24 protein-coding genes, 1 tRNA gene and 3 pseudogenes are annotated in these 23,811 nt (G+C 68.5%); 18 read left to right on the top strand and 10 right to left on the bottom strand.

Translation table 11 applies throughout. From position 1 onward, the window contains the following. Nucleotides 1-55 precede the first annotated feature (55 nt). From AAG689_RS15260 to AAG689_RS15250, 3 genes are read left to right on the top strand one after another with little or no spacing between them, the layout of a single operon-like run. A complete protein-coding gene (locus tag AAG689_RS15260) occupies nt 56-631 on the top strand; it encodes a tyrosine-type recombinase/integrase (protein ID WP_406622742.1) in 576 nt (191 codons plus the stop codon). A gap of 19 nt (nt 632-650) precedes the next feature. Further along, complete coding sequence (locus tag AAG689_RS15255; RefSeq protein ID WP_406622741.1) at nt 651-1,019, top strand: tyrosine-type recombinase/integrase; 369 nt, start codon at nt 651-653, stop codon at nt 1,017-1,019. Nucleotides 1,020-1,042: 23 nt separating this feature from the next. Continuing rightward, nucleotides 1,043-1,399, top strand: a complete 357-nt coding sequence (locus tag AAG689_RS15250; protein ID WP_406622740.1) for a tyrosine-type recombinase/integrase — start codon at nt 1,043-1,045, stop codon at nt 1,397-1,399. A gap of 593 nt (nt 1,400-1,992) precedes the next feature. On the opposite strand, the gene AAG689_RS15245 is transcribed toward AAG689_RS15250, so the two are convergent. From AAG689_RS15245 to AAG689_RS15235, 3 genes and pseudogenes are all read right to left on the bottom strand, one after another. Continuing rightward, nucleotides 1,993-2,604 (bottom strand): IPTL-CTERM sorting domain-containing protein, encoded by a 612-nt coding sequence (locus tag AAG689_RS15245; RefSeq protein ID WP_406622739.1) that lies wholly within the window; start codon nt 2,602-2,604, stop codon nt 1,993-1,995. Next, nucleotides 2,601-2,759 (bottom strand): annotated as a pseudogene (locus tag AAG689_RS15240) (thermonuclease family protein); the annotation flags it as partial. The pseudogene AAG689_RS15240 and the gene AAG689_RS15245, both read right to left, overlap by 4 nt. Before the next feature lie 23 nt (nt 2,760-2,782). Continuing rightward, complete coding sequence (locus tag AAG689_RS15235; RefSeq protein ID WP_406622738.1) at nt 2,783-3,325, bottom strand: hypothetical protein; 543 nt, start codon at nt 3,323-3,325, stop codon at nt 2,783-2,785. Nucleotides 3,326-3,738: 413 nt separating this feature from the next. On the opposite strand from AAG689_RS15235, the gene AAG689_RS15230 reads away from it, so the two are divergent. After that, a protein-coding gene (locus AAG689_RS15230) for an IS3 family transposase (protein WP_406622737.1) occupies nt 3,739-4,862 on the top strand; the annotation gives its coding sequence in 2 pieces (ribosomal slippage) (nt 3,739-3,994 and nt 3,994-4,862; 1,125 coding nt in all). A 40-nt stretch (nt 4,863-4,902) separates the two neighbouring features. Here AAG689_RS15230 and AAG689_RS15225 read toward each other — a convergent pair. The 3 genes and pseudogenes from AAG689_RS15225 to AAG689_RS15215 all read right to left on the bottom strand — a co-directional run bounded on the left by AAG689_RS15225 (nt 4,903) and on the right by AAG689_RS15215 (nt 6,080). Then, entirely contained in the window at nt 4,903-5,259 is a 357-nt protein-coding gene (locus tag AAG689_RS15225) for a hypothetical protein (RefSeq protein ID WP_406626406.1), read from the bottom strand. A gap of 145 nt (nt 5,260-5,404) precedes the next feature. After that, a pseudogene (locus tag AAG689_RS15220) lies at nt 5,405-5,467 on the bottom strand (hypothetical protein); the annotation flags it as partial. A gap of 528 nt (nt 5,468-5,995) precedes the next feature. Beyond that, nucleotides 5,996-6,080 (bottom strand) — tRNA-Leu (locus AAG689_RS15215). A 43-nt stretch (nt 6,081-6,123) separates the two neighbouring features. Here AAG689_RS15215 and cysM point away from each other — a divergent pair. The 3 genes from cysM to AAG689_RS15200 are packed head-to-tail and all read left to right on the top strand — an operon-like array spanning nt 6,124 to nt 7,826. Beyond that, nucleotides 6,124-7,029, top strand: coding sequence for a cysteine synthase CysM (gene cysM, locus AAG689_RS15210; protein ID WP_406622736.1), 906 nt, complete (start codon nt 6,124-6,126; stop codon nt 7,027-7,029). A 5-nt stretch (nt 7,030-7,034) separates the two neighbouring features. Continuing rightward, complete coding sequence (locus tag AAG689_RS15205; RefSeq protein WP_406622735.1) at nt 7,035-7,586, top strand: NUDIX domain-containing protein; 552 nt, start codon at nt 7,035-7,037, stop codon at nt 7,584-7,586. Nucleotides 7,587-7,598: 12 nt separating this feature from the next. After that, a complete protein-coding gene (locus AAG689_RS15200; RefSeq protein WP_406622734.1) occupies nt 7,599-7,826 on the top strand; it encodes a sulfurtransferase TusA family protein in 228 nt (75 codons plus the stop codon). Between the two features lie 58 nt (nt 7,827-7,884). On the opposite strand, the gene galU is transcribed toward AAG689_RS15200, so the two are convergent. Beyond that, the gene (gene galU / locus AAG689_RS15195) at nt 7,885-8,772 is read right to left on the bottom strand and encodes a UTP--glucose-1-phosphate uridylyltransferase GalU (RefSeq protein ID WP_406622733.1); all 888 of its coding nucleotides are present in this window, start codon (nt 8,770-8,772) and stop codon (nt 7,885-7,887) included. Between the two features lie 87 nt (nt 8,773-8,859). Further along, nucleotides 8,860-11,724: a valine--tRNA ligase gene (locus tag AAG689_RS15190; RefSeq protein WP_406622732.1), complete on the bottom strand. Its 2,865-nt coding sequence runs from the start codon at nt 11,722-11,724 to the stop codon at nt 8,860-8,862. A gap of 82 nt (nt 11,725-11,806) precedes the next feature. Here AAG689_RS15190 and AAG689_RS15185 point away from each other — a divergent pair, with 82 nt between their 5' ends. The 5 genes from AAG689_RS15185 to AAG689_RS15165 all read left to right on the top strand — a co-directional run bounded on the left by AAG689_RS15185 (nt 11,807) and on the right by AAG689_RS15165 (nt 15,887). Continuing rightward, the gene (locus AAG689_RS15185; RefSeq protein WP_406622731.1) at nt 11,807-12,784 is read left to right on the top strand and encodes an AraC family transcriptional regulator; all 978 of its coding nucleotides are present in this window, start codon (nt 11,807-11,809) and stop codon (nt 12,782-12,784) included. 63 nt (nt 12,785-12,847) lie between these two features. Continuing rightward, a complete protein-coding gene (locus AAG689_RS15180; protein ID WP_406622730.1) occupies nt 12,848-13,777 on the top strand; it encodes an IPTL-CTERM sorting domain-containing protein in 930 nt (309 codons plus the stop codon). 64 nt (nt 13,778-13,841) lie between these two features. Beyond that, nucleotides 13,842-14,501: an IPTL-CTERM sorting domain-containing protein gene (locus AAG689_RS15175; RefSeq protein ID WP_406622729.1), complete on the top strand. Its 660-nt coding sequence runs from the start codon at nt 13,842-13,844 to the stop codon at nt 14,499-14,501. Between the two features lie 52 nt (nt 14,502-14,553). After that, nucleotides 14,554-15,534 carry a helix-turn-helix transcriptional regulator gene (locus AAG689_RS15170; RefSeq protein WP_406622728.1) on the top strand — a complete coding sequence of 327 codons (981 nt, stop codon included), beginning with the start codon at nt 14,554-14,556 and terminating at the stop codon, nt 15,532-15,534. Nucleotides 15,535-15,641: 107 nt separating this feature from the next. Continuing rightward, nucleotides 15,642-15,887, top strand: coding sequence for a hypothetical protein (locus AAG689_RS15165; protein ID WP_406622727.1), 246 nt, complete (start codon nt 15,642-15,644; stop codon nt 15,885-15,887). Here the strand turns inward: AAG689_RS15165 and AAG689_RS15160 are convergent. Together AAG689_RS15160 and AAG689_RS15155 are read right to left on the bottom strand one after the other, a co-directional pair. Continuing rightward, nucleotides 15,823-16,800, bottom strand: coding sequence for a helix-turn-helix transcriptional regulator (locus AAG689_RS15160; RefSeq protein ID WP_406622726.1), 978 nt, complete (start codon nt 16,798-16,800; stop codon nt 15,823-15,825). The two genes, AAG689_RS15165 and AAG689_RS15160, sit on opposite strands and share 65 nt — an antisense overlap. Then, nucleotides 16,797-17,771, bottom strand: a complete 975-nt coding sequence (locus AAG689_RS15155) for an AraC family transcriptional regulator (RefSeq protein ID WP_406622725.1) — start codon at nt 17,769-17,771, stop codon at nt 16,797-16,799. Before AAG689_RS15155 ends, AAG689_RS15160 begins: the two co-directional genes overlap by 4 nt. Before the next feature lie 366 nt (nt 17,772-18,137). On the opposite strand from AAG689_RS15155, the gene AAG689_RS15150 reads away from it, so the two are divergent. From AAG689_RS15150 to AAG689_RS15125, 6 genes and pseudogenes are all read left to right on the top strand, one after another. Beyond that, on the top strand, nt 18,138-19,838 hold the full coding sequence (locus tag AAG689_RS15150; RefSeq protein WP_406622724.1) for a CSLREA domain-containing protein: 1,701 nt from the start codon (nt 18,138-18,140) through the stop codon (nt 19,836-19,838). A gap of 50 nt (nt 19,839-19,888) precedes the next feature. Beyond that, complete coding sequence (locus AAG689_RS15145; RefSeq protein ID WP_406622723.1) at nt 19,889-20,608, top strand: IPTL-CTERM sorting domain-containing protein; 720 nt, start codon at nt 19,889-19,891, stop codon at nt 20,606-20,608. Next, nucleotides 20,605-21,168: an IPTL-CTERM sorting domain-containing protein gene (locus AAG689_RS15140; protein WP_406622722.1), complete on the top strand. Its 564-nt coding sequence runs from the start codon at nt 20,605-20,607 to the stop codon at nt 21,166-21,168. The genes AAG689_RS15145 and AAG689_RS15140 overlap by 4 nt, the downstream gene beginning before the upstream one ends. A gap of 50 nt (nt 21,169-21,218) precedes the next feature. Further along, on the top strand, nt 21,219-21,518 hold the full coding sequence (locus AAG689_RS15135) for a hypothetical protein (protein WP_406622721.1): 300 nt from the start codon (nt 21,219-21,221) through the stop codon (nt 21,516-21,518). Nucleotides 21,519-21,561: 43 nt separating this feature from the next. Then, nucleotides 21,562-23,409 (top strand): annotated as a pseudogene (locus AAG689_RS15130) (putative Ig domain-containing protein); the annotation flags it as partial. Between the two features lie 65 nt (nt 23,410-23,474). Next, on the top strand, nt 23,475-23,561 hold the full coding sequence (locus tag AAG689_RS15125; protein ID WP_406626346.1) for an IPTL-CTERM sorting domain-containing protein: 87 nt from the start codon (nt 23,475-23,477) through the stop codon (nt 23,559-23,561). Nucleotides 23,562-23,811: the final 250 nt, after the last annotated feature.

Raw genomic sequence — 23,811 nt, 5'->3', positions numbered from 1 at the left:
CGAACTCTGCCCCGAAACCCGCATGAATGCTGGGTATGGTTTGACTTTCGGCGAAATGTACCCCCACATTGCTCTTGATACCCCCGCCAGGAAGCTGACCGACGCCAAGCTCCGCACCCTGACCACCCCCGGCAAGCACTTCGACGGCGGCGGGCTCTACCTGGATGTGACCAAGGCGGGCGGGCGGTACTGGCGTATGAAGTACCGGCGCGGCGGCAAGGAGAAACTGATGGCCTTCGGCGTGTATCCCGCCGTGAGCCTCAAGGACGCCCGCGACCTGGCGGCGGCAGCGCGCAAGGCCCTGCAGGCGGGCGACGATCCGGCCGAACTGCGCAAGGCCGACAAGGCGCGAGTTGCCCATGAGACGGCCAACACCCTGCAGGCCGTGGCCGCCGACTGGATGAAGCACCAGGCCAGCCGCTGGGAGACCGAAACCGCCGACCGTATCCGCGCGTCGCTGGAGGCCGACGTGTTCCCCACCCTAGGCGCGCGCGCCATGGCTGGCATCAAGCCCGGCGAGGTCATGGCCGCAGTGAAGAAGATCGAGGCACGGGGCACGGGGCGAGGGCGACCAGGCGGGCCGCGTGTTGCAGCGGGTCAAGGCCATCTACCGCTGGGCAGTCACGCATGAGCGCATTGAGGTGAATCCCATGCTTGACCTAGTGCAGTCCGAAATCCTCAAGCCCCGCGAAGTGCAGCACCGCGCCGCCCTGGCCCCGGCCGAGTTGCCAGCCTTCCTGGCGAAGCTGGACGCCTACGACGGCGAGCCCCACACGGTGCAGGCCCTGCGCATGGTGATGCTGACGGCCACCCGGCCGGGCGAGGTGCGCGGCGCCCGCTGGGCAGAGTTCGACCTCGCGGCGAGGCTGTGGGTGATGCCGGCCGAGCGCATGAAGATGCGCAGCGAACACCGCGTGCCGCTGTCCCGCCAGGCCCTGGAGGTGCTGGAGGCCATGCAGCCCATGAGCGGTGAACGCGACCTCGTATTCCCAGCCCCACCTATCCCAGCAAGCCCCTGAGCGAGAACACCCTGAACAGTGCCATGGCCCGCATGGGCTACAAGGGCAGCGCCACGGCGCACGGCTTCCGTGCCTTGTTCTCCACGGTGGCGAACGAAGCGGGCTGGAACCCTGACGTGATCGAGCGCCAGTTGGCCCACATGGAACGCAACAAGATCAGGGCGGCCTACCACTGCAGCACCTACATGGATGAACGCGCCCGGCTCATGCAGTGGTGGGCCGACCACCTGGACGGCCGCAAGGCGGGCAACGTGGTGCCATTCGGTAGCCTGAACACCCGGCTGCGCCAGCCCCAGAGCAACCCGCTAGCCGCCCCGCTGCATGCCAGCCGGGCGGCTTTCTTGTGCCCGCGCCGCAAAGCCTTCACCCCGGAAACTTGAAAATGGCGGGGCACCCGGGGGCAAATCAGCAAACCCAGCATCCATGCCGGTTTGTGGCCGATGGCAACCCGCCGCCACAAGAGCAGCAAAAGCCATCGCCTCCAGGCAAGAAGGAGGAGGAAGAACAGCAGCAACAGATTTCAGCTCTGCGCCATACAGTGATGGCGCGTGAGATCTATGGGTAAGCGGTAGCTCTGCCTGTGCGGTCGCCTTAGGGCGACTTTTTTCGCCCAGGCTCAGTACACCCCGTACCGCCAGGAGAAGTACAGGGCCGCCAGAACGCCAATGATGGCCAGGATCGTCATTGCCCTTCCCATGATGCCTCCTAGGTGAAAGCGCATGGTAGCCCCAGACGTGAAAAAGCCCGCTCATGGCGGGCTAGGTGTTGGCCGTGGGCACTTACGCGGCCCACGTTACGGCACATCCTATGCAGGAAGCTCTCTTTGTTTTTCTCGTCGTGAGGGCTCTTGTTCGACGTGCCGTCGTGAAATTCGGCATTGCCTGCGCAGGCAATTGGTGAGGCAATCCCACCAAGGGCGGATTGTAGCAGGCTGCCTCTCGCCCATGAAAAGCCACCCGAAGGTGGCTCTTGGTTAGCCCTGGCGCCGCCGCATCCTTGAGATGCCCAGCATGGCCAGGATGGATGACAGCCCGATCAACGCCCATTCGGAGAGGGTGGGGATGGCGGCTGCGGCCAGCGGCCCGATCTGCACTGTGAATGAGTCTGCGGTGGGGCCGGCGCCCCACGTCCAAGTGTAGGTGCCGGGTGTAAGGCCGAGCGCCGCAAGCGTGGTTGCACTCCAGACCGCGGAGGATGACAGAAGGGATTGCGAGGTGTAGCCCAGCGGGACGAACATCCGGCCGGTGTCACCCAAAATTCCCACGAAATCACCTAATCCCGCATCGGCGTACGTCAGTGTCGTGGATGTGCCGAACGAGGTTGGCCCAGCCACCCCTGAATTGAACAGGTCCATTGCCGTACCTGCGATATTTGTCGTGCCGCCGATATACACAAGCGCATCGGTGCCCCGCGCCAGAGGGCGGGTATTGGAAATGGTGGGGGCGGGCAGCCCTGCCGTATTTATGGATCCGCTCCCGCTGGCAACCACATCGCCCCCGCTCTCGTAAATGTGGAGGGTATAGGCGGCAAATACCTGGGTGCTCAGGCATAGCAATGCGGCTGCGGTGATTGATCTGAGTTTCATGGTGCCCCTCTCTTCTGAAGCATTTTGCGCCAGTCCCACGGGGCTATCGGCTCCTTGTCGGCCCACAGCCCCGCGCGCTTGGCCGCGGCCTCCTGCTCGGCGAACTCATACTGCCCGCGCGCCTCAGGTGTTTGCTCACGCGAGTAGGCCCGATAGCTATCAAGTCTGTCCGCCGTATTCAGTCCATGCGAATGCATCTGTAGACCGCAGGCTGGGAACTCGCGACGAAGGGCGAAAAACCGGTAGACCGCATGTCGTGATTGGCTCCGGTGCTGAATTTGACGGTAGCCAGAAGACGGCGATTCCGACCGCCCAACTCTTTGATCCCATACACCTTCACCACGTGGTCTACGCCTGCCGTGGTGTGTCGAATACGCGCTTTTCTGTACGAACGCAGGGAGCCCACTTCGACCGCTGTCATCTCGTTCAAGCCATCCAGGGCCCTGAACCAGGTTTCCAAATGAATGGACCCATCCGCTCCTAGGATGACGCCCGCCGCTTCGTTCCAGATTTCCTGTGTACCGCCCACGGTCGCGCCAGGGATAGTTCCAGCATTGCCGTGGCGATTGTTGGCGAGGCCAACATGATCCTTTGGCCCCGTCAGTCCCGACAGATCAAAGTCAACGATGACTGTCCCGTCCAAAGACTTTTCGCCCACGTCGAAGTCGAAGCTGTACGAAGGATTTGTGAGAGTCACATCGGTGTCTAGGGAGACAGTCACGGCGGTTCCTTTCTCATTGAGAGGGCTAACCTTACCAGCAACTACTTCACGCTCTCTGTCTTCTTGGGCTTGGTGGGATGTCGGGGTCATTCGTGCCCATGGTCAGGGAAGGCGAACGGTCGCCATCAAGGCTTCTCGCTAGCTATTGCCGGTGTTGTAGAAGCATCGGCCACGGCGGCCGAAGACGCTGCAACCGGGACGACCGCGGGCTTCACTTCCTCTTTGGCGGTCAGAACTCCGCATTTTTTAGCAACTGCCGCTTGCTGCAGGGCGTCATGTTCGCCCTTGAGTCGGGCGTACTCGGCTTCCTGCTGTTTGGTGCCGCCCAGTGCGAATAGGGCGGGCCTGACCTGCTCCCCATAGGGCGTACCAGTTGAAGGTTAGTAGAGTCCGTTTTCAGAGGAAGAACGGACATGAAGAAGAGCAGATTCACCGACGAGCAGATCATCGGATTTCTCAAGCAGGCCGAGGGCGGCATGCCGGTCAAGGAACTGTGCCGCCTGGGCGGCTTCAGCGATGCGACCTTCTACAAGTGGCGTGCCAAGTTCGGTGGCATGCAGGCCAGCGAGGCCACGCGGCTGCGCGAGATCGAGGGCGAGAACGCCAAGCTCAAGAAACTGCTGGCCGAGGCCCATCTACACATCGAAGCGCTGAAGGTGGGCTTCGGGGTAAAGCGCTGACCCCGCAGGCCAGGCGCGAGGCCGCTGCCAGGATGGTTCAAGAACTGTCCATCAGCGAGCGCCGCGCCTGTCGCTATGCGGGGTTGTCCAGAACCAGCTACCGGGAGCCGCCCAGCATGAACGAGTCCACAGCCAGCCTGAGCACGCGCATCGTCGAGTTGGCGCATGAGCGCCGGCGCTTCGGCTACCGGCGCATCCATGACCTGTTGGCCCTGGAAGGCCATCAGGTGAACCACAAGCGCGTGTGGCGCCTGTACAAGCTGGCCAACCTGTCGGTGCGCAAGCGCCGCAAGGTCAAGCGTCCCACGGGCGAGCGTCAGCCCTTGGTGAGCAGCCGCCATGTCAATGACACCTGGAGCACGGACTTCGTGATGGACGCACTGACCAATGGCCGGCGCATCAAGTGCCTGACGGTGGTCGATGACTTCAGCCGCGAGTGCGTGGACATCGCGGTGGATCACGGCATGGGCGGCGAGTACGTCGTGCGCTTGCTGGACCAGGCCGCGCAGTTCCGAGGCTATCCACTGGCCATCCGCACCGATCAGGGGCCGGAGTTCACCAGCCGGGCTTTCATTGCGTGGGCAGCGGCACGAGGCGTGCGGCACCTGCTCAACGATGCAGGCTGTCCGACCCAGAACGCCTACATCGAGAGCTTCAACGGCAAATTCAGGGATGAGTGCTTGAACGAGCAATGGTTCGAGACGCTGGTGCAGGCTCGCCAGGAGGTGGCCCGATGGCGGCGTGACTACAACGAGGTGCGGCCCCACAGTTCACTGGGGCGCATCTCGCCGGCCAGCTTTGCTGCCTTGCATCGCCAGCGCGCTGGCGATGCAAGGCAATCACCGGAGATCAAGTAGTCTCCACAACCTTGGACTCGCTAACTCGGGACTGGCACGTCTAACGGGGGCAGGTCAGGTGCGCAGCAGCGAAGATGAACCGCGAGCGGATAACGTACGGCAGATTGAGTGCAAGCGTGCCGAGCGGTTCGATGAACTCGATGGCTACGTCCATTCGAGCCTTATCGTTGAAGGCGTGAACGAGGTCTCGCCACCCTTTCAGTTGATGCGTGTAGCGAGTCAGGTCGTTGACGATGTTTGCGAGTTCCTGAGAGAACTCTTGGAACATCCCGGAATAGGCAGCCCATGAGAAAGGAAGCTTTGGCGGCAAGCTCCCCCACTCGTAGGGCATGTACTTCCCGGTGAAAGCTACAGCTTTCAGGGCTGCACGGTATTGGCGGTAGCGGTAGACAGTCATCGTTCGACCTTGGCATCAGGCCCGTTCCGTAGTGAACGCCTGGCAGTGTCGCTGAACGCAGCCGCACCATCAACGCATGCAAGTTGAGTGCGTTGCGGACCTGGCGCGCCTTAGCCAGGCCGGCCAGCGGATAGCCGCCAAGATCCAGGTGGCGACTTTCGCCATCGTGCGCATCGCGGAATACCCAGGTGCGCGAGCCGCCTTCCATCCTGAGATAAAGGCCAAGCAGAGCTACGTCACCATGGCATAAGAGCCTTCACATGCGGCGGAAGACTTCCAGAGAGGGGGCTTCGAGCGTCATCCTGCCGAGGTGGCTTGGTAGGGTTTGGTGGGTTTTGAGGGGTTTTTTTCCGACGAAACGCGAGCAAGTGAAAAAAGCTTGGCCGGTTGGGCTGGCATGCAGTCCGGCCCGAGCGGTGGGGTTTGTAGGCTTTGAAGGGTTTACCGACCGTCGAAGCGCGAGCAAGCGTTTTTTCGCCTGGCACTTAGCAGTGCTTGAAATCACCAGCAAAAGTCTCGTTTTTAGGCTGCCGTTGCCCCGTAGCTGGGGGCACTTTCCTGGGGGCACCTGCGCCTACAAATGTGCCCCCAATTCTGAGAATGATGCCCCCAAATGTGCCCCCAAATTGCGTGGATGCGTATGGACTGGCTGAGACTGCTGTGGACAGCTAAGATGCTGATTTCCAAGGGAAAATAAAAAAGTCCAGATGAGTATGGACTCATCTGGACTTGTTCGTGGTGCCCGGGGCCGGAATCGAACCGGCACGCCTTGCGGCGGGGGATTTTGAGTCCCCTGCGTCTACCAATTTCACCACCCGGGCGGAAGGAGGAGGAAAGCCGCAAATTATGGCACAGTAGGGGCGTATGAAGACCTATCCCACCATCGAGGACGCGATCGGGCGCACGCCGCTGGTCGCACTGCAACGCATCGGGGCCCAGGACAACGCGGCACGCGGCAACGTCATTCTGGGCAAGCTGGAAGGCAACAACCCGGCGGGCTCGGTGAAGGACAGGGCGGCCTTGTCGATGATCCGGCGGGCCGAGGAGCGCGGCGAGATCAAGCCGGGCGACACGCTGATCGAGGCCACCTCGGGCAACACCGGCATCGCGCTGGCGATGGCGGCCATCATCAAGGGCTACCGCATGGTGCTGATCATGCCGGAGGACCTGTCGGTGGAGCGTGCGCAGACCATGAAGGCCTACGGCGCCGAACTGATCCTCACGCCCAAGAGCGGCGGCATGGAATACGCGCGCGACCTGGCCGACCAGATGGTGGCGCAGGGCAAGGGCGTGGTGCTCGACCAGTTCGCCAACCCCGACAACCCGCGCATCCACTACGAGACCACCGGCCCCGAGATCTGGGAGCAGACCGGGGGGCGAATCACCCATTTCGTGAGCGCCATGGGCACCACGGGCACGATCACCGGCGTGTCGCGCTTCCTGCGCGAGAAGAACCCGGGCGTGCGCATCGTCGGCGCGCAGCCCAGCGAGGGCTCGCGCATCCCGGGCATCCGCAAGTGGCCCGAGGAATACCAGCCCAAGATCTACGACCCGCAGATGGTGGACGAACTGGTGCTGGTGCACCAGGACGATGCCGAGGACATGGCCCGGCGCATGGCGCGCGAGGAGGGCATCTTCGGCGGCATCTCCGCAGCCGGCGCCTGCTGGGTGGCGCAGCAGATCGCGCAGCGCGAGCACAACGCCACCATCGTCTTCGTGGTCTGCGACCGGGGCGACCGGTATCTCTCCACCGGGGTCTTCCCCGTATGACCGCCATGCGCTACGAAACCCGCTTCTGCACCCACTGCGCCACGCCGCTCGCCCCGATCACGCTGCTGGAAGACAGCGGCGAGAAGGAGCGCCTGCGCTGCGCCGCCTGCGGCTGGACCCACTGGAACAACCCCACGCCGGTGCTGGCCGCCATCGTGGAGGTGGACGGCCGCGTGCTGCTGGCGCGCAATGCGCTGTGGCCGCCCAAGATGTTCGCGCTGATCACCGGCTTCATGGAGGCGGGCGAGTCGCCCGAGGAGGGCATCGCGCGCGAGGTGAAGGAGGAGACCAACCTCGACGCGCTCTCCGTCACGCTCGTGGGGGCGTACGAGTTCATCCGCATGAACCAGGTCATCATCGCCTACCACGTGCGGGCCGAGGGCGAGGTGCGCCTGTCGCCCGAGCTGGTGGACCACCGCTTCTATGAACTGGACGAGCTCAAGTGCTGGCCCGCCGGCACGGGCTATGCGCTGGCCGACTGGCTGCGCACGCGCGGGCACGAGCCGGTGTTCTTCACCGCAGAGGAAAACGCGGAGCGCCGCCGCGGACTGGATTGAGGACCCCTGACCATGGACATTCACAAGGAAGTAGACGCACGGGGCCTGAACTGCCCGCTGCCCATCCTGCGCGCGAAGAAGGCGCTGGCGGACATGGCCAGCGGCCAGCTGCTCAAGGTGTTGGCCACCGACACCGGGTCGCTGCGCGACTTCCAGGCGTTCGCACGCCAGACGGGCAATGAACTGGTGGAGCAGCAAACGGTGGGCGAGGAGTTCGTGCACATCCTGCGCCGCCGCTGAAGCCAAGTGCCAAATTGGCCGCTAGCGCTTACTGGGTAAGCGCACGCAGCTATCAAAATCAAAGCACCAGCGTCTTCAGGTACTCGCGGAAGTGCGTGCCCACCTGCGGGTGCAGCAGGGCCAGTTCTACCGTGGCCTCCAGAAAGCCCTCCTTGCTGCCGCAGTCGTAGCGCTTGCCTGCGTACTGGAAGGCGTACACGGTCTCGTGCTGCATCAGGCGGGCGATGGCGTCGGTGAGCTGGATCTCGCCGCCCACGCCCTTGGGCTGGTTGCGGATCTCCGCGAAGATGCGCGGCGTGAGCACGTAGCGGCCAGCCACGCCCATGCGCGAAGGCGCCTTCTCGGGCGCGGGCTTCTCCACGATCTCGTCCACGCGCAGCAGCGCGCCGCCGGCGGGCTCGCCGCGCACGATGCCGTAGCGGCGCGTGTGGTCGGGCGGCACTTCCTGCACGGCCAGCAGCGAGCGGCCCTGCTTCTGGAAGGCGGCGGTCATCTGCGCCATCACGCCGGGGCCGCCGCTCTCGCCCACCATCAGGTCGTCTGCCAGGATCACGGCGAAGGGCTCGTTGCCCACCAGCGGCTCGGCGCACAGCACGGCGTGGCCCAGGCCCAGGCTGCGCGGCTGGCGCACGAACAGGCAGTTCATGTCGGCCGGGCTGATGCTGCGCACCAGCTCCAGCATTTCCTGCTTGCCGGCATTCTCCAGCTCGTTCTCCAACTCGTAGGCGGTGTCGAAATGGTCTTCGATGGCGCGCTTGCTGCGGCCGGTGACGAAGACCATGTCGCGGATGCCGGCCTCGTAGGCCTCTTCCACGGCGTACTGGATCAGGGGCTTGTCCACCACCGGCAGCATTTCCTTCGGGGACGCCTTGGTGGCGGGCAGGAAGCGGGTGCCGAGCCCTGCGACGGGGAAGACGGCCTTGCGGACGCGGGTGGGAGCGGTCAAGTCAGGTACCTCGCGAAAAAGTGGATGGTGAAAAAGACAAGGGCGCCCGGATCAGCGCGGCGCCCTTGTGCCCTATGGGGATTGATCTTAGCCCAGCCGTGCGAGCTGTTCGCGCAGGCGCGCCAAGGTCGCGCCAAAGTCTGACACGCGCTTTTTCTCCTGCTCGATCACGGCGGGCGGGGCCTTGGCGACGAAGGCCTCGTTGCCCAGCTTGGCGCCGGCCTTGGCGATCTCGCCTTCCAGCCGCGCGGCTTCCTTGGACAGGCGCACCTTCTCGGCCGCCACGTCGATCTCGACGAACAGCGCCAGGCGCGCCTCGCCCACCACGGCCACGGGGGCGGTCTTGGCGGCATCCGCCCAGGCGGCCTCGTCGTCGAACACCTGTACTTCCGAGAGCTTGGCCAGGTTTTGCAGCACGGGCGCGATGGCGCGCATGAAGGCGGCGTCGCCCGTCACCAGCAGCGGCAGGCGCTGCGCGGGCGACACGCCCATCTCGCCGCGCAGCGTGCGGCAGGCGTCCACCACCTGCTTGATGCGCTGCACGTAGGCGATCGCGGCCTCGTCGATTTTCTCGGGCTGGGCCTGCGGATAGCGCGCGATGGCGACGGAGTCGCCCGCCATGCCTGCCACGGGGGCCACTTTCTGCCAGAGCGCTTCGGTGACGAACGGGATGATGGGGTGGGCCAGGCGCAGGATGGCCTCCAGCACGCGGATCAGCGTGCGGCGCGTGCCGCGCTGCTCGGCCTCGTTGCCCGTCTGGATCTGCACCTTGGCGATTTCCAGGTACCAGTCGCAGAACTCGTTCCAGATGAACTCGTAAAGGGCGCTTGCCACGTTGTCCAGGCGGAACTCGGCGAAGCCCTTGGCGACTTCGGCCTCCACCTTCTGCAGCTGCGAGACGATCCAGCGGTCGGGCTGGCTGAAGGCCATGTAGCCGCCCGCGCAGTCGGCGGCGGTGTGCTCCTTCAGGCCGCAGTCGTAGCCCTCGCAGTTCATCAGCACGAAGCGGCTGGCGTTCCAGAGCTTGTTGCAGAAGTTGCGGTAGCCCTCGCAGCGCTTGCTGTCGAAGTTGATGCTGCGGCCCAGCGAGGCGAGCGCGGCGAAGGTGAAGCGCAGCGCGTCGGCGCCGTAGGCGGGAATGCCCTCGGGGAATTCCTTCTGCGTGTTCTTGCGCACCGTGGGCGCGGTCTCGGGGCGGCGCAGGCCCTGGGTGCGCTTGTCGAGCAGGGGTTCGAGCGCGATGCCGTCGATCAGGTCGACCGGGTCGAGCACGTTGCCTTCGGACTTGCTCATCTTCTTGCCCTGCGCGTCACGCACCAGGCCGTGGATGTAGACGTGCCTGAACGGCACACGGCCCGTGAAGTGCGTGGTCATCATGATCATCCGGGCGACCCAGAAGAAGATGATGTCGTAGCCCGTGACCAGCACGGAGGAGGGCAGGTAGAGGTTGTAGTCGTCGGTCTCGGCCGTGCCCTGGCCGGGCCAGCCCATCGTCGAGAAGGGCACGAGGGCCGACGAGTACCACGTGTCCAGCACGTCCTCGTCGCGCGTCAGCGTCTTGCCCGGTGCCTGGGCCTGCGCTTCTTCCTCGCTGCGCGCCACGTAGACCTTGCCGTCCTCGTCGTACCACGCGGGGATCTGGTGGCCCCACCAGAGCTGGCGGCTGATGCACCAGTCCTGGATGTTGTTCATCCACTGGTTGTAGGTGTTGACCCAGTTCTCGGGCACGAACTGCACCTGGCCCGAGGCCACGGCGTCGATGGCCTTCTGCGCGATGGACTTGCCCGTGACATCGCCTTCGCCCACCTTGCCCATCGCCACGAACCACTGGTCGGTCAGCATCGGCTCGATCACCTGGCCGGTGCGCGTGCAAATGGGCACCATGAGCTTGTGCTTCTTTGTCTCGACCAGCAGGCCCTGCGCCTCCAGGTCGGCCACGATGGCCTTGCGCGCCACGAAGCGGTCCATGCCGCGGTATTTCTCGGGCGCGTTGTCGCTGATCCTGGCCTGCAGCGTCAGCACCACTTCCATCGGCAGCTTGTGGCGCTGGCCCACGGCGTAGTCGTTCTGGTCGTGCGCGGGAGTCACCTTGACCACGCCGGTGCCGAATTCCTTGTCCACGTACTCGTCGGCGATGATGGGAATCTCGCGGCCCACCAGGGGCAGCGTGACGCTCTTGCCGATCAGGTGTTTGTAGCGCTCATCCTCGGGGTGCACCATCACGGCCACGTCGCCCAGCATGGTCTCGGGGCGCGTGGTGGCCACGACGAGCTGGCCAGAGCCGTCGGTGAGCGGGTAGGCGATGTGCCAGAGCGAGCCGTCCTTCTCCTCGTTCTCCACCTCCAGGTCGGAGACGGCCGACTGCAGCACCGGGTCCCAGTTCACCAGCCGCTTGCCGCGGTAGATCAGGCCCTGCTCGTAGAGGCGCACGAAGGTTTCGGTGACGACCTTGGAGAGCTTGTCGTCCATCGTGAAGTACTCGCGGCTCCAGTCCACCGTGTCGCCCATGCGGCGCATCTGCGTGGTGATGGTGTTGCCGCTCTTTTCCTTCCACTCCCACACCTTCTTCACGAACGCCGGGCGGCCCAGATCGTGGCGGCTCTGGCCCTGATCCTGCAACTGGCGCTCCACCACGATCTGCGTGGCGATGCCCGCGTGGTCGGTGCCCGGCACCCAGGCCGTGTTGTGGCCCAGCATGCGGTGGTAGCGCGTGAGGCTGTCCATGATCGTCTGGTTGAACGCATGGCCCATGTGCAGCGTGCCCGTCACGTTGGGCGGCGGCAGCTGGATGCAGAACGCGGGCTCGCCCGCCTGCGGCGCGCCCGTGCCCCGGTAGCCCGCCGTGCCGTAGCCGCGCCGCTCCCACTCGGGGCCCCAGTGGGCTTCCAGGGCAGCAGGTTCGAAGGACTTGGACAGGCTGTCGAGGCCGGGTTGGGCAATGGTGTCGCTCATGGCAAATGAAAACGGCATCCACAGGGGATGCCGCCTGGTAGGTGGATTGACGGTTGGGCCCGATTTTACCGGCCGCTGCGCCGTGCTTACACTGGCCGGCATGCACGCCGCGCCCGCTGCTCCCCAGCACCTGCGCCTGTCCTCGCGCGACTACGCGGGACGCGACAGGGCCGATGCGCTGCGCGAGCTGTTTGGCCGCGCGCTGATGCGCGTCGACCTGTGGGCTTGCGAGGACGCCGCGCCGCTGGACTTCCAGGTCAGCCTGATGCTGCTGGGCGATGGGGGCGCGTATGCGTACAGCGAGCACACGCCCGCCCACATCGCGCACCGGCCCGCGCACATCGGCGACGGCGGGGACGACCTGTTCCTGACCGCCACCCAGGCCGGCTGCGTGCTGCGCACCGGCAGCGGCGACGTCGCGGTGCCGGCGGGCGGCTTCCTGCTGCATTCCAAGGCGCGTGCGCACGAGATCGTCCACCCCTTGGGCGGGCGCACCGCCACGCTGCAGCTCTCGCACGCCGCGCTCGCGCATAGGCTGCCGGGCCTGGAAGAAGCGCCCCTGCGGGTGTTGCCTGCCGGCCTGCAGGAGCCGGCACTCGCCATGGGCTATGCGCAGCTGCTGGCGGGCCACCCCACGCTCGCGGCGCCGCTGCTGCAATCGGCCCAGGCGCATTTGCAGGATCTGATGGCGGGAATCCTCGCGCCCGCAGCGCCGGGGTGCGGCACGCTGGATGTGCCGCGCCTGGCGCTGATCCAGCGCGACATCCTCGCGCGCCTGACCCAGCCCGAGCTGAACCTTGCGCAGATCGCCCGCCTGCACCACCTCACCCCGCGCCAGGTGCAGCGCCTGTTCGCGCGCGAGGGCACGTGCTTTTCCGATTACGTGCGCGATGCCCGGCTGGACCGCGTGCGCGCCGCGCTGGCCGACCCGCGCCAGCACCACCGGCGCGTGCTGCAGATCGTGCTGGACAACGGTTTCGACGATTTTTCCGCCTTCAGCCGCGCCTTCAAGCGGCGCTTCGGCACCACGCCGACCGAAATGCGCGGCATGTCGCTTTGAACAACGCGATTGTCGCGGCCGGCAAGGACGCGGATCGGTGCATTCCAAAGAATGTGCCGCACCATGACAAGCACCTTCATCAGCCGCTTTTTTCTCGCCGCTTTCGCCCTGCTGGCCGCAGCCAGCGCGCAGGCCGCCATTCCCCAGTCGCAGCGCGACTACCTGCTGGCTTTCTACGCCGCCACCAACGGCCCCAATTGGCTGAACAACGACGGCTGGGGCGACCCGCCGGGCACCGAGTGCGGCTGGTACGGCATCACCTGCGACGCGGGCGAGACCACCGTCACCGGCCTGGAGTTCGTCACCAACTCCATGGCCAGCACCCCGCCTGGCACGCCGCTGCCCGACTGGGCCGCGCTGCCGGACCTCACCTCCATCGCCCTGGGCAACACCAGCCTGACCGGCCCCGTGCCGCCCATCGCCGGGCTGTCGCAACTCACGTTCTTCAACGTGAGCGGCGGCCAGTTCACCGGCCCGCTGCCCGACCCGTCCGGCCTGCAGCACCTCACGCGCTACAGCGCCGTTCTGAACGCCTTCACCGGCCCGCTGCCGCCATTCACCAACATGCCCGCGCTGGAATGGCTGCTGCTGCGCGGCAACCAGCTCAGCGGCACCATCCCGCCGCTCACCGGCATGCCCGCGCTCACCATCCTGTCGCTGCAGCAAAACCAGCTCACCGGCACCATCCCCGCGCTGCCGCTGGGCCTGGAGCGCCTGGTGGTGGACCAGAACCAGCTCACCGGCCCCGTGCCCGCCGCGCCCAACTCGCTGCAGACGGGCGGCTCCATCCTGTGCCCCAACCACCTCACGCCCTCGGCCAGCAACGACTGGAACGTGGCCACGGGCGAGACGCCCTGGCACGCCCAGTGCACCGCCGCGCCGCCGGGGCTGGGCGCCGCCGCCATTCCGACATTGGGCGAATGGGCGCTGGCGCTGCTGTCGCTGGCCGCCGCCGCTGTGGGCTTCGCGGTGCTGCGGCGCAGGCAGGTTTAAAGCGTTTTTGGGCTCCAGCGATTGCCCAGTAAGCGCAAGCAGCTATCGATTTGAAAGCATCCCCATGATCCGCACCCTGATCGCCATGGCGCTGGCCTGCGCCGCCGCCACGGCCGCTGCCGCGCCTTACGCCGTCACCTACACCGGCACCATCGCCAACTCCAGCTTCGCGCAGATCGTCAACGGCGAGCACTACCGCATCACCTTCGTGTTCGACAACGGCGGCAACACGGCGGTGAACCAGACCTGGGGCGCGGCCGACCTGCGCTGCGCCATCTGGCGCATGAACGACGCGGGCAACGCCGTGTTCGCGCAAGACCTGAGCCCGCTCGCCTCGCCGCCCACTGCAGCGACCGGCGCCATCACCACCAACGGCTCGGGCGTGCTGACCGGCATGTTCACCGGCGTCAGCAGCAGCCCGGCGGGACCGGACTTCAGCAGCAGCGGCTTCACGCACCCGGTGCCGCTGCACTGGTTCGCCAACGGCAGCAACAGCGTGCTGCGCGATGGCGCGTCGGCGCACGCCTTCGACGACGCGGCTGGCGGCGTGCAGATGCACCCCACGAACTGGCTGCTGCACACCCCCAGCGGCCCTTGTGCCGCGGCAGTGGCGCCGGACGTGCCGCCCACGCCCGTGCCCACGCTGGGGCACGCGGGTCTGGCGCTGCTGGCGGGCCTGATGGGCGGGGCAGGGTGGTGCTCGCAGCGGCGTAAACGCGGCTGAAGCGAAAGGCGTGGCGGCATGCGGGGCCTGCGTCGTGGACTGGCGCCATCCCATGCCTGCACAACCCGCTCCTACCCCGCACCACCGCCTGTCCACGCGCGACCTGGCCGCGCGCGACCGCCTGCCCGCGCTGCGCGAGTTGTACGGGCGCGAGCTGATGCGTGTGGACCTGCGGCCCCATCCCGGCATCGACATGGCCCAGGTGGACTACCACGCCCGCATCAGCGCGCTGGGCGACGGCGCCGTGCATGCGCGCGTGACGCACTCGCCCATGCACCTGCTGCGCACGCCCGAACTGATGCAGGACGGCAACGACGACCTCTACCTGTGCCTGCAAGCGCGCGGCACGACCATCCGCGGCGCACGGTTCGAAGAATTCACGGCCTTGCCTGGCGGCTACGTGCTGCTGTCCAAGGCGCGCATGCACGAGGCGTTCACGCCGCATGGCGGTTTGTCCGATTGCATCCAGGTGCAGCGTGCCCACATCGCGGCTCTGGTGCCCGGCCTGGAAGAAGCGCCCATGCGTGCCTTGCCGCCCGGCACGCCCGGCGCCGCCATGGCACTGGCCTATGCCAGCCTGCTGGGCGAGGACGCGAGTCTGCTGCCCGCGCAGCGCCAGATCGCCGTGGAGCACCTGCACGCGTTGCTGGCCGCCGTCATCGCCCCGGCGTCGCAGGCCGGCCTGCCGCCCGGCCGCGCATCCGTCACCGCGCCGCGCTTGGCGCTCATCAAGCAGGCCATCCATGCGCGGCTGCACCACAGCGACCTGAACCTGGTGCAGATTGCGCGGCAGCACCACCTCACGCCACGCCAGGTGCAGCGCCTGTTCGCGGCCGAAGGCACGTGCTTTTCCGACTATCTGCGCGAAGCGCAGCTGGCGCGCACCCATGCCCTGCTGCTCGACCCCGCGCAGCGCCACCGCCGCGTGCTCGCCATCGCGCTGGACTGCGGCTTCGCTGATATTTCAGCCTTCAACCGGGCATTCAAGCGCCGCTTCGGCGTGGCACCCACGGAGCTGCGCGGCGGATTCTGACGAGTCTGTCGCTCCAGGCAAAGCCCGCGTCACTTGCCGCAAAGACGTGTCCCGCGCGCCTGGGAAGAATCGCGGCTTTCATCCACCACAGCCGCCCGGCGAAGCCCATGCCCGACCTGTCCCGCCACCTGGCCACCGCCGCCACCTTCGTGCTGCTCACGGCGCCCGCTTGGGCGGCGGGCGTGCTGGAACTGCTGCACAAGGAGAAGGTGCCACCCGCCGAGGTGCTGTGCGCCGCCGCGCAGGCGCCGTGCGCGCCCCCTGTCTTCGTTGACGGCCCCGCATGGGTCAGTGCCCACCTTGCAGCGCAGCCTCCCGCACCTGCGTCGGCGCTGCGCCAAAGCGCTGCTTGAACAGCCGGTTGAACGCCGCCAGGTCGGAAAACCCCGCGTCGTAGGCCAGCGTGGCCACCAACTGGTGCGCGTGGCGCGGGTCGATCAGCATGCGCTGCACGTGGGCCAGGCGGCAGTTCTGCAGGTGGGCGGTGAAGGTGCTGCCGTCCTCCTCGAACAGGCGCTGCACCTGCCGCACGCTCAGGCCGTGGCGCTGGGCCACGTGCGCCACCGACAACTGCGGGTCGCGGTAGGCGCGTGCCACGTCGGCGCGCAGGGCCGACAGGCGGGCCGCGCGCTCCCCACCCATGCGGGCCTGTTCGGCCGCATCGCCATGGGCACCCAGGGCCAGGGCGAGCAGGTCGGTCAGATGCCCGGCGGCCAGCTCCGCCAGCGGCGCGTCGAAGGCCGCCTCGCGCCGCACGGCGCTCGCGTAGCCGAACAGCAGATCCATGCGCGGGCTGGCACCGAAGTGGCGCGCGTGGCCGTCCAGCCGGGGCAGCATCGGGCGCAGCGCGGCGCGCTGCACCCAGATGGTCTGGATGTGCCCGGCGGCGGGGTAGAGATATTCGAACGCCTCGTCCATGGGCGCGAACAAGGTGTCGCCGGGCGCGAACGCGGTCTGCGCCAGTGGTCCGCCGGTGAACTGGAACGGCTGCGTGAAGCGCGTGACCAGCACCGCGTCGATGCCCGCGTGCGCGGCGAGCTGGCGGGTGCGCCGCGCTGCGTAGGGGCTCAGCAGCCCGCCGCCCAGCCCGGCATTGGGCGTCAGTTGAAACGTGGTCAAGTCCAGCCGGAAGGCGCCTTCGTCGCACAGCGGTTCCAGGTCCACCGCCATCGCCAGCCGTGCATAGCCGTCGCGTACGAATTCCATGCGCGTGGTGGCAGGCAGCGCGTCGGTGGTGAAGCGGTGGGGCAGCACCCTCGCCGTCATGGCACCTCCCCGGCGCGCAGCTGCGTGGGCGTGGCGCCGTAGCGCTGCTTGAACAAGCGGTTGAACGCCGCCAGATCGGAAAACCCCGCCTCGTAGGCGATGCTGGCGACCAAGAGGTGCGCGTGCGCGGGACTGGCGAGCAGCCGGCGCACATGCTCCAGGCGGCAGTTCTGCACATGGGCGGTGAAGGTGGCGCCGTCCTCCTCGAAAAGGCGCTGCACCTGCCGCACGCTCATGTAGTGGCGCTGCGCCAGGTGTGCCACCGACAACTGTGGGTCGCGGTACGTGCGCTCCACGTCGGCGCGGATGGCCGCCAGCCGCGCCGCGCGCCCGCCGCCCGCACGGGCCGCCTCGGCTGCATCGCCGCGCGCGCCCATCAGCAGCGCGGCCAGGTCGGCCAGGTGCTCGCCCGCCTGCCACTGCGCGCCGGCGGTGGCGGGCGGCGTGCGCAGCAGCAGGCGCGCGTAGGACTGCATCAGTGCCGACCCTGGCGCGTCGGGCGCCAGCAGGCGCATGGAATCCGCGTCCAGGCGCGGCACGCGGCGGCGCAGCGCGGCGCGGTCAAAGCTCATCACCACCAGATCGCCGGGCCGGTCGTAGATCATGTTGGCGGGCCGTGCCAGCGTGCCCAGCATCAACTGGCCGGGGACGATGCGCTCGCGGTCCATGCCCTCGCAGGCCACGGCGGCGCCGGCGCGGTGGCCCACCAGGAACACGCTGTCGATCCCGTCCTGCGCCACGCGGCCCTGGCCGCGCATGGCCTGCACCGGGCGGCCGAAGGTGCCCTCCATCACGGCAATGCCCGCGCTCAGGGGCTGCGCCGCCAACGCCAATTCGGGTGTGCCGCCGTCCACCGTGTGCAGGTCCACGCCCATCACCGCGTCGGCCAGCACGTCGCGCACATAGGCGGTGCGCTGGGCGGGGGGCACGTCGGCGCTGGAAAAGCGCAAGGCGGGCAGGGCGGCGGACATGGGTGGACTCCTTCTGGCGTGGTGTTGTGTCCGGCGAGTATTCCCAGCCCGCTTGCCATGGGTCAAGACGGCGAGGGGCCGTATGTCGTTTGCGGCAAAGAGGTTGTCGCCTGGTGCAAAGCCTTTGTCGCGCAAGCCCAAGACGCGGGGTGTGCAAGGGCGGGCGATTGCTCCTGAAAAGAGAGCTGTTTGCGCTTTGTGAACGAGCCCTGGGTCCTGTTTGGGCTTGCGAAACCACCTGCAAGCGCTTTGCTGGCGGCGACACGCCGCGGCGCTGTCGTTTGCGGCAAAGACCTTGTCGCCCCGCGCAAAGACGCCGCCGCCCCGCTTGCGAAGAATCGCCGCCACAACCAACAAACCCCGCCCGTGCTCCACCGCCCCCTCCTCGCCAGTGCCCTGCTGCTGCCCCTGATGCTGCTCTTTGCCGCAACAGCCCAGGCTGCCACCTTCACCGTCAACACCACGGACGACTTCAACGACGCCAGCCCCGGCGACGGCCAGTGCGCCAGCGCGGCCAGCCAATGCACGCTGCGCGCCGCCATCCAGGAGATCAACGCTCTGGGCGAGAGCGCCAACGCCATCCGCTTCAACATCCCCGGCGGTCCCCACACCATCTGGCCGCAATTCGCGGGCCTGCCCGACATCACCGTGCCCGTCACCATCGACGGCACCACCCAGCCCGGCAGCCAGCCCAACACCCTGCCCGTGGGCACCAACGCCATCGTCGCCGTGGGCATCGACGGCGGCGATGCGGGCAGCGCGCCGGGCCTCGTCTTCAAGCCCGGCTCGGGCGGCTCCGAGGTGCGCGGCCTGCGCGTCACCCGCTTTCAAGGCGGGGGCATCGTCATCGACGGCGAAGGCCAGCCCGGCAGCGTGAACGACATCCTCCTGCGGGGCAATTTCATCGGCACCGACGGCAGCGGCGCGGGCAACGACGTGAACGGCGGCGCGGCCAACGGGCAGCACGGCATCCACGTCACCGGCGGCGCGGGCGGCACCGCCATCGGCGGCGGCGGCCTGGCGGGCCGCAACCTCATCGTTGGCGACGCGCTCGGCAGCGCCGTCACCGCGGCCTGGGGCGCGCACGGCGCCCAGGTCATCGACAACCTCATCGGCACCAACCGCGCGGGCACCCAGCGCCACGCCACCCAGGTCGGCGTGCTGCTCGAAGAAGCCGCGCGCACCGCCCTCGTGCTCGGCAACACCATCGGCGCGGCCCACACCGGCGTGCTCATCCGCCACGGCGGCACTGATCCGCAGGGCGACGGCCACGCCATCCGGGGCAACCGCATCGGTATCGGCCCCGGCGGTGAAAGCATCGCGGGCAGCGAAGACGGCGTGCACATCACCAACGCGGGCCGCTCCGCCACCATGCCGTGGAACAACGCCATCGGCGGCGCCGCGCAAGACCAAGGCAACACCATCGCCCACTGGGGCCGCAACGGCGTGCGCATCGCGCGGCTGAACGACCCCGCCGCCCCCGCCTCGCCCCGCAACACCATCCTGGGCAACAGCATCTTCGGCAACGGCGCCCTGGGCATCGAGCTGATCGACATCACCGTCATCCCGCCCCTGGGCGGCCAGCCGCAAGAGCCGCCCCCCGCCGCCATCAACGGCGGCCAGGCCGCCCCCGCCATCACCAGCGCGCTCGTCGGCGGCGGCGGCGTGCAACTGGCCTACCAGTTCAGCGGCCCGCCGGGGCAGGCGTACTTCATCGAAGTCTTCACCAACAGCGCCTGCGACGCCAGCGGCTACGGCGAAGGCCAGACCCTGCTCACCCGCATCGACCTGCCCGACGCCAGCGGCGGCCAGCACACCGCGCAACTGCAACCGCTGCTGCCCGGCACCGTGCTCACCCTCACCGCCACCGGGCAACAGGGGCAGTCGCCCACGGGCGGCACGTCGGAGTTCTCGCGCTGCCTGGCCGTGGGGCAGACGGTGGGCGGCGGCAACCCGCCGGGCCAGCCCGGCATCGCCCCCGTGCCCACGCTGGGCCACGCCGCGCTGGCGCTGCTGGGCACCCTCGTCGGCGGGCTGGGCCTGCGCATGCGGCGGCGACACTCCTGAATTCATAGCTGCTTGCGCTTGCTGCATCAACGGAGAAGGCCATTTCGACCATGAAAACCAAACACATCGCCGCCGCCGTCCTGGCCCTGGCAATGGGCGCCGCGCAGGCCGCGCCGTTCGCCATCACCTACCAGGGCACCATCGCCGATTCCGACATTCCGGGTGTGCACAACGGCCAGCGCTACACCCTCACGCTGGTGATGGACAACGGCGGCAGCGATGCCGACAACGAAACCTGGGAGCCGAGAGACCTCACCTGCGCCATCTGGCGCGTGAACGATGCCGCCAACGTGGTCGTCGCCCACGACCTGCGCGCCGCGCCGCCGGCGGGCTCTGGCGGGGCGGTGGAAACCAACGGCAGCGCCGACCTGATGGAGGTGTTCACCCACCTCGAATCGGGCTACGGCATGCCTGGTGCCGCCCTGCGCACACGCGGCCTGCCGCCTGGCGCGCCCTTGAGCAGTTGGTACGCCAACGACAGCAACCGCGTGTTCTACGTCGATGGCGGCCAGGGCAATGAATTCGCCTTTGGCGATTCCACCGGCGGCGTGCCCATGAACACCCAGGCATGGAGCGAGCCAGCCCCCTTCACCGGCAACTGCCTGGACGCCGCCGGGCCCGCAGGCGCGGGCGGCGGCGTGGCCCCCGTGCCCACGCTGGGCCACGCCGCGCTGGCGCTGCTGGGCGCGCTGGTCGGCGGCGCGGGGCTGCGTGGCGGGCGGCACCGCAACGAATCCATCCATCCACAAAAAAGGACGCTTCGACCATGAAAACCTCCCACCTCTTCAGCGCCGCCCTGCTGGCCCTGGCCGCCGGCGCCGCGCAGGCGCAGACCCTGCAGCTCAACGGCGACGTGGACGCCGCCGGTTGCGCCAACGGCCAGTTCGAGCTGGGCGTGGTGACCACGGGCACCACCACCGGCCTCTGGAGCCAGCACACCACGGTGGACATCGGCAGCGCCCGCTACATGGACCTGGTGACCGACCAGCCCGTGCCCGATGGCGCCTATTCCTGGGCGCTGGGCGACGGCAACGACACGGGCACGCAGACCCACGCCTTCCCGCTGCCGCCGGCCACGCCGTTCACCGTGACCATCACGCTGCGCAACGCAGCGGGCCTGCCGGTGTACCGCACCCAGGGCACGGTGAGCCCCGGCTGCGACGCCACGGGCACGCCCCCCAGCGTGGCGAACATCGCCAACACCCCGCTGGGCGGCGGCAACGGCGGCGGCGGCCCGGTCGCCGTGCCCACGCTGGGCCACGCGGCGCTGGCGCTGCTGGGCGCCCTCGTTGGCGGGCTGGGCCTGCGCATGCGGCGGCGCAACTCCTGAATTCATAGCTTCCCGCGCTTGCTGCACCAACGGGAAAGGCCATTTTGACCATGGAAAGAAGACAGATTGCCGCCGCCATCCTGGTTCTGGCTGCCTGCGCCGCCCAGGCCGCGCCGACGCCGCGCCTGCCTGCCGCGCAAGCCAGCGAGGAAGCCGCCGCCGATGGCATCAACCTCTGGGGCTTGTTCGGGATGCTGGCGGCCCTGGGCGCGGGCATGGCCGCCGTGGGGCTGCACGGGCGGGCGCTGGCGCGGCGGGAGGCGCACGAAGACCCGCACACGGATCCGCACGCAGACCAGGCCGAAGGCGCTGGCCCGCGGCGCCGCGGGTCAATGCTCTGGAAACCATAGCTGCTTGCGCTTGCTGGGCGGGCGCTGTGGCCATTTTTTATACATGAAACCTTCACAAACCATGACGCACCGCTTGCGCATCGCCGCCATTGCCTGCCTGCTGCCGGCGCCCGCCTGGGCCGCCACGTTCACCGTGACCAACAACACCGACCATGCCGATGCGGATCCGGGCGACGGCGTGTGCGCCATCGCCCCGGCGCTGGGCGGCGGCTGCTCGCTGCGCGCGGCGCTGCAAACCGTCCTCTATGCGCCGGGCGGGCCGCACACCATCGCGTTCAACCTGGCGCCGCCCATCGTGCCCCTTATCGAGCCCGCGCTGCCGCTGCCCCCGGTGCAGCGGCCCGTCATCATCGACGGCTACACCCAGCCCGGCGCCAGCCCCAACACGCTGGCCGTGGGCAACGATGCGCGGGTGCTCATCCAGATCGACGGGCGCGGCGCGGGCAGCAACGCGGCGGGGCTGCGCTTCGAGCCCGGCGCCAGCGGATCGGTGCTGCGCGGGGTGGCGGTGCATGGCTTCGGCTACGGCGGCGTGTGGCTGAACGGCGCGGGCAACATGGTCATCGCGGGCAACTTCATCGGCACCGACGGCACGGGCAGCGGCGACGACGGCGCGGGCGACCTGGCCAACCAGACGGCGGGCATCTACCTGGGCGGCGGCGCGTCGCACAACACCATCGGCGGCGCGCTGCCGGCCGACCGCAACCTGATCGTGGGCCACCGCAACGGCTACGCGGTGCAGATCAGTTCGGCGGGCCAGGCGGGCAACCACACGGTGCGCGGCAACTACATCGGCACCACGCGCGGCGGCAACAGCCGCGTGGCCACCTGGGCCGGGGTGCAGATGGTGCGCAGCGGCGCCAACACCATCGCCGGCAACGTGATCGGCGCGGAGCACATGGGCGTGTGGATCCTGGGCGACGGCGAGGGCAACGCCATCACCGGCAACCGCATCGGCGTGGGCGCGGACGGCACCAGCGCCATCACCCCCGCCAGCGCCATCGGCCAGCACGGCGTGCTGGTGAGCGACGCCAGCCTGGACGGCGCCCCCCGCGCGCCACAGGCCACGCGCATCGGCGGCAGCGCGGCCGAGGGCAACCACATCGCCCACTGGGGCGGTGCGGGCGTGCGCGTGCAGCGCACCCACGCGGGCAGCCTGCCGCTGCGCCACCATGGCATCCAGGGCAACCGCATCCACGGCAATGGGCGGCTGGGCATCGAACTGATCGACACCGCCGCCAGCGAGGGCGCCATCCCCTCCGACCCCGCGCCCGCGCGCGTGAACGACGGCATCCCCACGCCCACGCTCCTGGGTGCCACGGGCGACGGCGCGGGCACGGGCGTGACCTTCGCGCTGGCCGAGGGCGAGGCCAACACCGTGTACGAGTTCGAGCTGTTCGCCAACGCGGCCTGCGACCCCTCGGGCTGGGGCGAGGGCCAGACGCCGCTGGCGCGCTTCACCGCCAGCACCAACGCCGTCGGCAGCCTGAACGACAGCGCCGCCGCGCCCCCGGTGCCGGCGGGCACCGTGCTCACGCTGACGGCCACGCGCCACGGCGGGTCGGGCCTGGCCGGCACGTCGGAGTTCTCGGCCTGCCGCACCGTGGCGGGCGGCGCCGCGCCCGGCACGCCGCCCGCCATCGGCGCCATTCCCAACGCCCAGCTCACTGCCACCGTGGGCCAGCCCTACACCCTCGATCTGGCCGCGCACGTGGTGCTGACGGAGGGCGACCCCATCCAGTCCTACGCGCTGCAGGGCGCGTTGCCCGCGTGGCTGTCGTTCGACCCAGCCACCGGCGTGCTGACCGGCACGCCCGCCGCCGTGGGCAGCCACGCCTTCACTGCCACGGCCACCGACAAGGACGGCGCCAGCGCGCCGCGCGGCTTCACCCTCACCGTGGCGGCGGGGCGGGCCAAGGGGGCCATGGTGGCAACCCGCCAAGCGGCGCGGCGCCCATCCCCACGCTGGGGCATGCGGGGCTGGCGCTGCTGTCGGTGCTGGTGGGCGCGGCGGGGTGGCGGCGGCGGCCATCGCGCGCATGAAACCGCCCGTGGTCGCGGCGCTGCGCGCCATCGGCGGCTATCTCATCGCGGCGGTGGCGGGGTATTGCCTCACCGTGCTGCTGTCGTCCAGCACGCACGACCGCGCCGTGGAGGCCGCCATGGCGGGCGCGTTCGTGTGGGGGCCGCTGGGGGCGGTGGCGGCGTGCGTGGCGGGGTGGTGGATGGCATGAGGCCGGTGCCGTGCGCTTGCACCAGCCAGAAGCGCCAACGAAACGCCAAGCCCGCCACT

The sequence above is a fragment of the Acidovorax sp. SDU_ACID1 genome, from assembly GCF_045291395.1.
Classification (GTDB): Bacteria; Pseudomonadota; Gammaproteobacteria; order Burkholderiales; family Burkholderiaceae_C; genus MR-S7.
The sequence above is the reverse complement of the archived record's forward strand: the minus strand, read 5'-3'. Positions and strand labels throughout refer to the sequence as shown.